Genomic DNA, 12,516 nt, shown 5'->3' on the forward strand with positions numbered 1-12,516 from the left:
GATGTAGGGTTAAGAATTCGTCAATCAATAAACTATTCTTATTTAGAACAATTAAAATTAACAAGGGTAAACGTATTTATAATAATTATAAATAACAAATAAAACTTCGCGTAACGAAAGAATTAGTGAAATCGTATTTCCTATTAAGATTTTAGCGAAACTTCCAAGAAACAGCTTTAAACCTTATCAGGTGATAAGTTCTGAGCAAAAGCATAGCTGGAAACCTTGGAATAATAGTCATATTCAGGCGAAAACAATATCTTTTTTTTCTATATCAATATCAAAACTAATGATTTGTTTGAGCTGTCAACCGCAGATACCTTTGGCTTATAAAAAAATTATATGCGAATAAATTACTCTTCATTCTTATTACTTTCTTTAGTAACAGCAACTTCATTTGCACAAGTTAAATCCTTAACAACAAATACAGGAGCTCCTGTCGGAGATAATCAAAACTCTAAAACATTAGGCAACAATGGCCCGGTTTTATTGGAAGACATTCACTTAATAGAAAAACTTGCAGCTTTTGACAGAGAGCGTATTCCTGAGCGTGTAGTACATCCAAGAGGTGCTGGTGCTTTTGGAGAATTTATAAGTGCCGGAGATTTCTCTGCTTATACAAAAGCCACACTTTTTGCTGAAAAAGGTAAAACAACGCCAGTTTTCACCAGGTTCTCGACGGTAATTAATAGTAAAGGTTCTCCTGAAACTTTAAGAGACCCGCGCGGTTTTGCCGTTAAATTTTATACAGACAATGGAAATTACGATATCGTAGGTAATGATCTTCCTATCTTTTTTATTCGTGATGCCATGAAGTTTCCAGATATGGTTCATTCTTTGAAACCATCACCTATTACCAACAGACAGGACCCAACCCGTTACTTCGACTTTTTCTCCCAGGTTCCGGAATCTACGCATATGCTTACCCGCTTATATACTGAACTCGGTATTCCGGCTAATTACCGTCAGATGGATGGTTCAAGCGTCCACGCATTTAAATGGGTAAATGCAAAGGGGGAGATTACTTATGTAAAGTATACCTGGAAAACGATGCAAGGGGTCAAAGGATTGACTTCGGAAGAGGCTGCCGCCATACAGGCAACCGATTTCCAGAGCGCTACACATGACTTGTATGCACAGATTACCAAAGGCAATTTCCCTGCCTGGGAGTTGTACGTACAAATGCTGAAGCCACAGGATTTTGATAAACTGGACTATAATCCTTTAGATCCGACCAAAGTATGGCCGGAAAAAGATGCGAAACTCGTATTAGTTGGCAAGATGATTTTGAATAAATGGCCGGATAATTTTTTTGAGGAAGTAGAAGAGTCTGCATTTTCCCCGGCAACACTTGTGCCTGGAATTGAGCCTTCGGAAGATAAACTGTTACAAGGACGTCTTTTCTCTTACTTCGATACGCAACGTTACCGTATAGGGGCTAACTTTCAATCACTCCCTGTCAATGCGCCTAAAGTAAAAGTGAATTCTCATAACCAGGATGGTGCATTGAGCAACAGGCAAAAAGCAACAGATATAAACTATCAGCCAAGTACAATTGAAAGCGGTTACAAAGATGATAATACTTATAAATACGCTTCCAATACATACAAGGATGCGACTACTGTACAACACAAAATAGATAAGCCCGATGATTTTAAGCAAGCTGGTGAGTTTTACCGCAGCTTGTCTGAAGCCCAGAAAGTAAATCTGGTGAAAAACCTATACGATGATTTAGTACAGGTGACCAAACGGGATATTATTGTAAGAATGGTTAGTAATTTTTATAGAGCAGACACAGACTTTGGTAAAAGATTGGCTGCACTATTGAAAGTAACCAGAGCAGAAGCAGAAGCTAGTTTGAGTTCAAAGTAATGAAGAAAAAGATATTGGTGTCGCTGTTTTTACTCTGCATTGCCCGTGCAGGCCTGGCACAGGATATTTTTGAGGCTGCACGTACGAATGACACCGTAAGCCTGGCTAAATTCCTAAAAACAGGCAATAAAATTGACACAACAGATCAGCGGGGTTCTACTCCGTTGATCATTGCCGTTTATTATGAAAATGAAGAGGCTGCCAGGTTTCTGCTTCAGAACGGAGCTTCTCCCGATGCAAAAGATAAGTCTGGCAATACTGCCATGATGGGTGCCTGTTTTAAAGGCTATTTAAACCTTGTTGATTTGCTGTATCAATACCATGCTGCAATCAATACCTTAAATTCAAATCATGCCACAGCACTCGTGTTTGCTGCTACTTTTGGACAATTGAAAATTGCAGATTATCTTTTAGAAAAAGGAGCTGACCGTAATCTCAGGGATAACCGTGGAAAGTCTGCACTCGATTATGCCATCAATCAGGAATATCAGCCGATGATAGACTTGCTGAAAAAACAAACGGGCAAACTTTAAGTAAAGTTTGCCCGTTTGTTTTTCTCTGCCCTGTTATTTAAACCAGGTATTGTTGGTCACATCGACATCCGGTAAAACTTTTTCCGGATCTAATTCAGCAGACAACAACTCTACAGTAGTAGGATAATTAATTGTCCAGCTCTTATTCCGCATCCAGACATCTACAGGTACTTTAATGTTCCCTACCTTGCCATTCTTATCTTTTACTTGTAAGATAATAGGCATTGGCAATTGTTCCAGGTTAGTAATCACGATATTATAGCTTTCCAGCTGACCCCCATTTTTAACTGGTGTTACACTGGTAATCGCCTGGTCCATGATCCAGTTCTCCAGGAACCAGCCTTTCCAAAACCAGGAAAGATCCTCTCCTGCCCCATTTTCCATAGACCTGAAAAAGTCTGTTGGTGTAGGGTGTTTAAAAGCCCAGGCTTTGATATAATTTCTAAATGCATAATCAAAACGATCAGCTCCTAATACCTCATTTCTTAAGAGCTGAAGCCCCATTGCTGGTTTAAAATACAAGTTCTGGCCAATGTTGGTTTCCCCCATTGCATCCGGAGTTAACAGAATAAATTCTTTGTCCGGTTTTGCCATCGCCTTAGCTGCCGCCTGTATGTTCTGTCTTGAACTTTTATATTCACCTTTGTTAAAAGCTTCAGAAGATAACCCGTTGATGAAAGTATTGAAACCTTCATCCATCCAGCCATATTTACGCTCATTGCTTCCCACAATCATCGGGAACCAGCTATGTCCAAATTCATGATCTACTACACCCCAGGTTTCTTCATTCTTAGCCTTCCAGCCACAGAAAACAATTCCCGGATACTCCATACCACTAATATTAGAAGCAATATTTACTGCCATTGGATAAGGATATTCAAACCATTTGTCAGAATAATGCTCAATACATGCTTTCACATATTCTACTCCTCTTCCATAACCATCTTTTCCATTACTCTCTATGGGCTGTGCAGAAACTGCCAGGGATTTTTTACCACTTGGCAAATTAATCTTCGCTGCATCCAGTACAAAAGCTTTCGAAGAAGCAAAAGCCACATCTCTTGTATTTGACATTCTATATTTCCAGGTCAACTGAGTTTTTGCAGGACGCGATTTAGGATCAGTCACTTCATCAGCTGTACGGATGGCTACCGTCTGATCACTTAATTTTGCCGCATTCCATCTCTTTAATTGCACCGCTGTAAATACTTCTTCAGGATTTAACAATTCTCCTGAACCCATTAAGATATGACTGGCAGGTGCCGTAATGCTATAGTTGACATCTCCATATTCACAGTAAAACTCTCCTGCTCCCCAGTAAGGCAGCGTATTCCAACCTAACACATCATCATAGACACACAATCTTGGAAACCACTGTGCGATAGAATAGATCTCTCCATTTTGTGTGGTCAGGTGTCCCATCCGGTCTGATCCGTTTATTGGAATCACAAAGGAGTAATTCATTTTAATAGTAATCGTCTCCCCATTTCCCGCCAAAGGTTTATCCAGACGAATCTGCATCCTGGTATCTTCCACGATAGAGGTAAACTTTACGCCTTGTGTTTTCTGAGAAACCGCAAGGCCGGTAATCTTGTACCCGCCATTTACCTTTTCGCCTCTTGCACCATATCGGCTACCAGCTTTGATTACGCCGTTACCTCTGGAATTTTCTTCAAAAAGGTTCTGATCTAATTGCAGCCAGATATAAGGCAACTGATCCGGGCTGTTATTCTTATAAGTAATCGTTACTGTACCTGTTACTGTATTTTTCTGATCATCCAATGTAGCAGAAATGTTATAATCTGCACGGTTTTGCCAGTATTTAGCGCCTGGATATCCACTTGCTGAGCGGAATTCGTTCCCATTCTGTGTATAAAACGAGGGGCCAAAAGCCAGATGTGGATCATAATTACTGTCAGCAGCTGTTTTTTGTGCCTGCGAATTGATACTAAAAGCAAAAAACACTACAAAAAGGAGTGTTCTCTGGATAAATTGATAATTCATTATATCGGGTTTTATGATTGCAAAAAGGGGTTATTGCCCTGTTAACTTCTTCATATTTGGTAATTTCCTTTGTTCCGGAGGTAATTTTAACCAGGTCTGATAAGCCACAGCAATATAGTAATCATAATTGAAAGGATCATCAGCCTTAACCCTTTCCACTGTAGGTCTGTAAAGCTCAATAAACTCTTTAAGCTCTTGTCCCTGTAGCTTAATTAAACTATTGACATGCTCTTCATTAAAGTACTGACTGATTTCAGCTTCATAAGCGCCCCGTTCTTCCAGTGCCCTTTCTTTTGCTTTTTCCCTTCTCACTTTTCCAGAACCAAAGGCCAGGCCAATTCCGCCTGCACGCTGAACGTTCTGTGTCGGCGCAATTCCATGCACACGCTCAAAACCTTTTGCATTGGGATTTTTCAGGTTCAGATCTTTAGAAAGTTTCGCACTCTGGATATCTACTTGTTTTAAAGTAGTAGAGGCGGCAGGAAGATAAATAGTTTTGGACAACATATTAGTCAGATACAAAGTATCGGTATGAAAACCCGGCAAAGAGAATTCCAGTAAGTCGCCTTTTTTTGCTTTAATCATGAACTGCCCGGCAGCACCGGTCGATGTTGTTTCATGTGTGTTCAGATTCTTTACCGTTACTTTTTGTAACGGGAAGCTCTTGTTGTCATAGTCAAATACACCTCCGGTAATTCCGGTCTGCGCAAATGTATATAGTGGTATTGTCAGAAACAATACGACGATCAGTTGTTTAAAAGTTTTCATGGTATTTCTTTTTCGTTTTGCTGTTGTTCCCCTTTTCGGAAAATCCAGAAAAAACGTGGTTTACAGGTGATAACCCCAAATATAATTTAGTTTAACGTTTCACCTTATTTTTTAACAAAAATTAACAGGTAATGGTTTCCCTATTTCAATAATTTGCTATATAATTCTTCATCGAAGCTGATCAGGATTGCTTTTCCCTGCTGCTCTACCACAGGGCGTTTAATCATACTGGTATGGTTTAATAAAACTGCAATGGCTGATTTTTCATCTTTAACCGCTGCTTGCTGATCAGGGGTCAGCTTTTTCCAGGTAGTTCCTTTTTTGTTTAAAACTACTTCCCAGCCAAAGGCCGCGCACCACTGCTGAAGTTTCTCCGCAGTAATCCCCTGCTTTTTGAAATCATGAAACTCGTAGTCAATGCCATTGTCTGTCAACCACGTTCTTGCTTTTTTAACTGTATTACAATTCGGAATTCCGTAAACTATCATCTGCATAAAATAAACGTAAAGATACCTATATTTCCCTATTCGTCACATTTTTTGAGGCATTCATCACATTTTGACGGCATAAAGAAAAACCCTTTGTAGTATTGTAGAGGAAACAGGATAAAATGGCCATGATTCCAACGCTTCACAAAATTATAAGCTAATGAAAATCGATATTAAAGACCTCAGCAAAATAGAATTCTGGACCGTAAGTATTATGTATGGCTTTGCCATCATGATGCTCATTTCAAACGGTTCAAATAATAATCACTATACGCCCTATAATTTTGAACAGGCCAAAATCAGTTTCAGTTATCTTTCCAACTATTTTCTGCCAGGGTTGTTTAAGTATTCTATTCTTTATTTCAGTTTTCTGCTGCTTAATTTCTGCTGCCTGCCTCCTTTATATCAAAGAAAAAACACAGGGATCAATCTTTCTATTTTATTCGGCGTTTTCTTATTCTCCGGGCTGGTATTGAGCATTGCACAGACTTATAGTCATGCCTATATGCTCGTTCAATATGATGAGCTGGATGAAGCTTATAACTATATTTTCTTTCAGGGTTTTACTTATGCGGGCTGGATGATTGTACTTACCGCTATTTATGTGGCCATCAAGAAACTAATCATTTATCTGATTGAGAACAAGGAAGAAGAAAGTAATAAATCAATGAAACTGGAAATTGCATTTGCTTCGGCCTTCTGGTTCCTGGGTATATTGGTCTGGCTGGCTATAGGTGTAGACTTCAGGGTAATTCTTGCCTGGACTTTAGTAGTCGCCTCATGTTCTTTCCTGACTATCTATGGTATTTATTATCTAATCCCAAATACACTGGCTCAGGGAAAGAAATTCCGCAATTACATAGGTAAAAACATGTTATTAGCGTTGATTTTTTGTATTCCCCTTGGCTTAATAGCTGTGGTGATTACAGGAGAGGGCGAAATGTTCCCGATCGTAAATGCTTTTCATTTGATGGCGCAACTCGCAATCAGTACGCCATTGGCCTGGTATGTCTATAAAACGAGAAATGCAACAGAAGAACAGATCTTTGCGCTTAAAAAAGAGCTCGGAAAATCAGATGCCAATCTTGGATTCCTTAAATCACAAATCAATCCTCATTTTCTCTTTAATGCACTCAATACCTTATATGGAACTGCTTTGCAGGAGAAAGCGGAACGTACCGGAGAAGGGATACAAAAATTAGGGGATATGATGCGTTTTATGCTGCATGAAAATATGCAGGACAAAATCTCCCTGATCAGAGATATAGATTATCTGAATAACTATATAGAATTACAGAAGCTGAGAACTTCTACTACAGTAGATATTAATATCAAAACGGAAATTGAGGAACAATTAATGGATCTTAAGATTTCACCGATGTTATTAATCCCATTTGTTGAAAATGCTTTTAAGCATGGGATTAGCTTACAATCTCCTTCACATATCAAAGTGACCTTACAAACCAAAGCAAATATGCTCTATTTTGATGTCAATAACAGTATCCACCTGAAGGCTGACGGTGATCCTGAGAAAATCAATAGTGGCATAGGCCTGGAAAATGTAAAACAGCGCTTAAGTTTATTGTACCCGAAAAAACATGAACTGATCATCAGAGAAAGTGCAAAAGAGTTTTTCGTACATTTAACGCTGAATCTAAATTAAAAAATGATTGCCATAGCGATAGATGACGAGCCCATAGCGTTGGATATAGTAAAGTCCCATGCCTCCAAAGTTTCTTTTATTACACTTCAGGCGGTATTTACCAATGCTTTTGATGCTATCGCATATTTGCAGCAAAATGTGGTAGACCTGATTTTTCTGGATATTAAAATGCCGGATATCAATGGAATCGATTTTCTGAACAGCCTGAGCAACCCTCCGCTGGTCATTTTCACCACTGCTTATGCAGAACATGCGGTGAAGGGATTTGAATTGAACGCACTGGATTATCTGCTTAAACCTTTCTCGTTAGCCCGTTTTTTAAAAGCTTGCAATAAAGCCGAAGAACTGCATAGTTTACGCAAAAAAGCTGTTGTCGCCAGTCAGCCTGTCTATATCTTTATTAAAGATGGGTATGAGCAGATTAAAGTCGCTATTGATGATATTGTTTTTATTGAAGCCGCGGGTAATTACACACAAATTAACCTCCTGAATAATCCCTCGCTGAGTACGAGAATGCCAATCAGTGAAATGCAGGCACTGCTCCCTGCACAGAAATTCATCCGGACACACCGCGCATTTATAGTTGCTAAAAATGCGGTGACTAAATTTGACAGAAATCAGATCTGGATCGGCGAAAAAATCATTCCCATCGGCCCTACTTATGCCCAATGTTTGCTGGAACTCTAAGAATTTGTGTAAATTTTTAACGCCTGCTTAAAATTACCAGTCAATTTTCGGCCTTACTCCCGGGGATGCGTATTTATCAGTATAATTGTCTTGCATTTTAATAGTTTCAGTACTTGTTTATCTTTTTCAGATTAAACATAAACCATGAACACTAAACATTTTAATTATCTGATTTTTTAACTACATATGTTCAAATTAACGTTTAAACAGCAGGTATTGACAGGCTTTGTTATTTCCCTGCTATTTGTTCTGCTTTCTGCGGTTACTTCTTATTACAGCATCGAGCTGATGAATGAAGACGCGAAATGGGAAAACCATACTTATGATGTAATTGATGTTGCCCAGGATATTGAATTGAAAGTCCTGAATTCTGAGACTTCTTTAAGAGGTTATATCATTACCCAGCGTAGTCAATATCTGGAAACTTATACTAAAAATATCCACCAGATTCTGCCAAAAGTTAAGGAAATGCAGCGGCTGACCGTTGATAATCTGAGTCAGCAGCAGCGGCTTGACTCGCTTGAATTTTATTCCGCACAAAAAATCAAGGATATGGAAGATATCCTTCTGACCAATAACACCAAAGGTAAAGAAGCTGCTGTACAGATGATCATGACCGACAAAGGGAAAGCATTTAAAACAAATATGCTCCGGGTCAATAATGCGGCTATCCATGCAGAAGAAGCACTGCTTAGTGTAAGAACAGCAAAAAGGGTAAAAAGTGCTACGCAATCTACCATTATCGTAGTAGCGAGTTCAGTGATTATTTTCGGTTTGATTTTATACCTGTTCAGCTTCATCAAAAGAACGTTTGATGAACAAAAGTTAACAGAAATTACTATTAGAGAAAACAATGCACAGCTAGAGACGCTTTCAGAAGAAAACAAACAAAAGAACTGGCTATTATCCGGTGCATCCGCAATTAACGAATCTATGCGTGGAGAACAGGAAACCGATGAGCTGTCCACACATATTATTACTGAATTGTGTACTTATTTAGCTGCCTCTGTAGGTGCGCTATACCTTTTCAATCCTAATAGACAAACTTTACAGCTGAGTGGAGCTTATGCTTACCAGGTGAAAAAAGGTAAAATCAGGGAGATTGAACTTGGTGAAGGTCTAGTTGGCCAGGTTGCGTTAGAAAAACGCAGCAAACAACTCAACGATGTTCCCTCAGATTATCTGAAAATATCTTCTGGTTTGGGCGACACTGCGCCAAAAACTATTGTCATTATCCCTGTTCTTTTTGAAGAAGAGACTATTGCAGTAATCGAATTGGGGCTTTCTGCCGAACCTGATGAAATTGTGAACCTTTTCTTAAGTACCATTACCGAGAGTATAGGGGTTGGAATTAATAGTGCAGTAGCAAGGGCACAATTACGTGATTTGTTTATGCAGACCCAGCAACAGGCAGAAGAATTGGAAAGCCAGCAGGAAGAATTGCGCACCACCAATGAAGAGCTGATCCATAAATCTGAAGAATTGCAGGCTTCCGAAGAAGAGCTTAGAGTACAACAGGAAGAACTTCGTCAAACCAATGCCGAACTGGAAGAAAAAGCCAGCTTGCTCGAAGAACGGAATATCTCTGTCAATGAGGCTAGAGAAGCCATGAGTTTAAAAGCTGAGGAACTCGAAGTATCCAGCAAGTATAAATCAGAATTCCTGGCTAATATGAGCCATGAATTAAGAACTCCGCTAAACAGTATCCTGATCCTGGCAAGAATTTTAAAAGAAAACAGGCCCGAAAACTTAAATGAAGAACAGCTTAAATATGCCGGGGTTATCCATAATGCAGGAAGTGACCTGCTGACTTTAATCAATGACATCCTTGACCTGTCTAAAATTGAATCCGGAAAGGTTGATCTGGATATTGAACCAGTCAGACCTCAGGAGGTTAAGCAAAACATGGAGTCTCTATTTATGGAAATTGCCAGAAGCAAAAAGATAGATTACCAGATTATTCTTGGTCAGGGCCTTCCAGAACGCATCCTGACTGATTTATCAAGAGCAGAACAGATCATCAAGAACCTCTTATCAAATGCCTTTAAATTCACCCCGGAAAACGGAGAAATTAAACTGGAAATTGATATAGCAGATCAGCAACTTAAATATTACTCGGAGAATCTTAAAAATAGTAAACAGCAGATTATCTCTTTCAGTGTTAAAGATTCTGGAATAGGGATTCCGCAAGACAAGCAAAAACTAATATTTGAAGCCTTCAAACAGGCCGATGGTACAACCAGCAGAAAGTATGGAGGTACGGGTCTTGGGCTTTCTATTAGTAAAGAACTTGCCAATATTTTAGGTGGAGAGATCCAGGTGAATAGCGGAGCGGGCATCGGAAGTTGTTTTACACTTTATCTGCCAGTAGTACATCAGTCTCCTGAACAGGAAACTGCTCCCCATCCTGAACCGGTTGTTTTGCCGTTTATTTCGGAAGAACCAATTTTGGCGCCTGTAAATAAGAACAGAAAACAAACCTTATTAATCGTGGAAGATGATTTGGTGTTCGCTGATGTTTTGAAAGATTATGCAATTGAAAAGGGTTTCGAACCTTTATTGGCGCATAGTGGTGATGTAGGGCTGGAAATGGCAGTAAAAGACCTTCCGGATGCGATTATTCTGGATGTCATGCTCCCGGTAATGGACGGATGGAGTATCCTGAAAAGATTAAAAGATAATCCGCAAACCAAACATATCCCGATTCATATGATGTCGGCTGGTGAAGTTAAAGGAGAAAAAGCTTTAAAAGAAGGAGCAATTGGCTTCCTGAAAAAACCAATTGAGCAAGATCAGTTAGACCATGCTTTCTCAGTTTTAAATTCAGGCCACATTCTATATAACTTCCAGACTGTATTGATTATTGAAGATCATGAACTGCAAAGTCTTGCTGTTAAAGAGCAGCTGGTAGAAAAAGGGATTGAAGTCGCGCAGGCTTTTACTGGCCAGGAAGCTTTGGACATGCTGGAAAACCAGACATTTGATTGTATTATCCTCGACTTAAATCTTCCTGATGCATCTGGTTTCGATTTACTCGATCAGATTAAAACACAGGATAGGTTCACCCATATTCCTGTTATTATCAACACAGCAATGGAACTCGATCAGGATAAGATTGCACATATCATGAGATACTCTGAGGCCATGGTATTGAAGTCAAACAAATCTAATGACAGATTGATTGACGAGGTAAGTCTGTTCATGAACAAATTAAAAAAACAGGACAAATTCCAAACTTCTGCTAAAGGGTCTGTGAAAAACAAAACGGTTTCTACGATAGAGAAGGTATTGAAAGACAAAACGATCTTGATCACGGATGATGATATGCGAAATATCTTTGCATTATCCAGTGCTTTGCAGGTTTACGACATCAATATTGTGATTGCCAACAATGGCAGGGAAGCCATTGAAAAACTCGAAGAGACTGCAAATATTGACCTGGTATTAATGGACATTATGATGCCTGAGATGGATGGTTATGAAGCCATGCGAACGATCAGGGAAAAGCGGGAATATAAGAAACTACCAATTATAGCGTTAACCGCTAAGGCGATGAAGAATGACCGGGAAAAATGTATTGAAGCCGGAGCTAATGATTATATAGCTAAACCTGTTGATATTGATCAGTTATTATCCATGTTAAGAGTTTGGTTAAGTTAAGATGAGTGCGTCAGAAGAAAACCCGGAAGATGTAATTAGCTATGAAGAGCTGGAAAGCCTCACTAGTTTCATCTACAATATTCATGGATTTGACTTTAGTGATTACTCTGCCGCCTCACTCAAACGAAGAGTGACAAGAATTATGCAGTTACAACAACTAAGTTTGTTTGAATTACGTACCTTATTGACTAATGACCATGACTACTTTGAATATTTTCTGATTGAAGTTACGGTGAACGTAACCGAAATGTTCAGAGATCCGGTTTTTTATAAATCTGTTGCTGAACATGTCATTCCCTATCTGAGATCTTATCAAAGGATAAAAGTATGGAATGCGGGTTGTTCAACGGGAGAAGAACTTTATTCATTTGCGATTCTGTTTGCTGAACAGCATCTCTATGAACGGAGTTTTTTCTACGGAACTGACATCAATGCTGATGTTTTAGAGTTTGCTAAAAATGGGATATACGACTTGCAGAAGATGAAGCATTATTCAGAGAACTATCAGAAAACCGGTGCGTTACATACCCTTGCAGATTATTATACGGCACGTTACGGGGCAGCATCAATTAATCATTCTTTGAAAAAGAATATGTTATTTTCAGCACATAATCTGGCTTCCGACGGGGTCTTTAATGAATTTCAGCTGATATCATGCCGCAATGTGCTGATTTACTTCAATACTACTCTTCAAAAAAAGGTGATTGACCTTTTTTACAATAGTTTGGCTAACTTTGGCTTTCTTTGTTTAGGCTCCAAAGAAACATTAAGAAGTTCAGAAATTGGCCGTTTTAAGGTCGTGGATAAAAAAAATAACATTTACCAAAAAATAGCATAAGTC

Annotated in this window: 9 protein-coding genes; 6 read left to right on the forward strand and 3 right to left on the reverse strand. The window is 39.0% G+C overall.

From position 1 onward, the window contains the following. The first annotated feature begins 342 nt into the window (after positions 1–342). Positions 343–1,872: a catalase gene (locus tag HDE70_RS21235; protein ID WP_183865944.1), complete on the forward strand. Its 1,530-nt coding sequence runs from the start codon at positions 343–345 to the stop codon at positions 1,870–1,872. Beyond that, a complete protein-coding gene (locus tag HDE70_RS21240) occupies positions 1,872–2,405 on the forward strand; it encodes an ankyrin repeat domain-containing protein (RefSeq protein ID WP_183891764.1) in 534 nt (177 codons plus the stop codon). Before HDE70_RS21235 ends, HDE70_RS21240 begins: the two co-directional genes overlap by 1 nt. A 33-nt stretch (positions 2,406–2,438) precedes the next feature. Here the strand turns inward: HDE70_RS21240 and HDE70_RS21245 are convergent, their stop codons facing one another. From HDE70_RS21245 to HDE70_RS21255, 3 genes are all read right to left on the reverse strand, one after another. Next, positions 2,439–4,409 carry a M1 family metallopeptidase gene (locus HDE70_RS21245; protein WP_183891765.1) on the reverse strand — a complete coding sequence of 657 codons (1,971 nt, stop codon included), beginning with the start codon at positions 4,407–4,409 and terminating at the stop codon, positions 2,439–2,441. 30 nt (positions 4,410–4,439) lie between these two features. Next, positions 4,440–5,177: a hypothetical protein gene (locus HDE70_RS21250; protein ID WP_183865947.1), complete on the reverse strand. Its 738-nt coding sequence runs from the start codon at positions 5,175–5,177 to the stop codon at positions 4,440–4,442. 140 nt (positions 5,178–5,317) lie between these two features. Then, on the reverse strand, positions 5,318–5,671 hold the full coding sequence (locus HDE70_RS21255; protein WP_311676425.1) for an ArsC family reductase: 354 nt from the start codon (positions 5,669–5,671) through the stop codon (positions 5,318–5,320). A 154-nt stretch (positions 5,672–5,825) separates the two neighbouring features. Here HDE70_RS21255 and HDE70_RS21260 point away from each other — a divergent pair, with 154 nt between their 5' ends. From HDE70_RS21260 to HDE70_RS21275, 4 genes are all read left to right on the forward strand, one after another. Next, positions 5,826–7,328, forward strand: coding sequence for a sensor histidine kinase (locus HDE70_RS21260; RefSeq protein ID WP_221302115.1), 1,503 nt, complete (start codon positions 5,826–5,828; stop codon positions 7,326–7,328). A 3-nt stretch (positions 7,329–7,331) separates the two neighbouring features. After that, the gene (locus tag HDE70_RS21265; RefSeq protein ID WP_183891766.1) at positions 7,332–8,015 is read left to right on the forward strand and encodes a LytR/AlgR family response regulator transcription factor; all 684 of its coding nucleotides are present in this window, start codon (positions 7,332–7,334) and stop codon (positions 8,013–8,015) included. Between the two features lie 186 nt (positions 8,016–8,201). Then, complete coding sequence (locus tag HDE70_RS21270; protein WP_183865949.1) at positions 8,202–11,675, forward strand: response regulator; 3,474 nt, start codon at positions 8,202–8,204, stop codon at positions 11,673–11,675. Between the two features lies 1 nt (position 11,676). Further along, on the forward strand, positions 11,677–12,513 hold the full coding sequence (locus tag HDE70_RS21275) for a CheR family methyltransferase (RefSeq protein ID WP_183865950.1): 837 nt from the start codon (positions 11,677–11,679) through the stop codon (positions 12,511–12,513). Positions 12,514–12,516: the final 3 nt, after the last annotated feature.

Source organism: Pedobacter cryoconitis (assembly GCF_014200595.1).
Classification (GTDB): domain Bacteria; phylum Bacteroidota; class Bacteroidia; order Sphingobacteriales; family Sphingobacteriaceae; genus Pedobacter; species Pedobacter cryoconitis_C.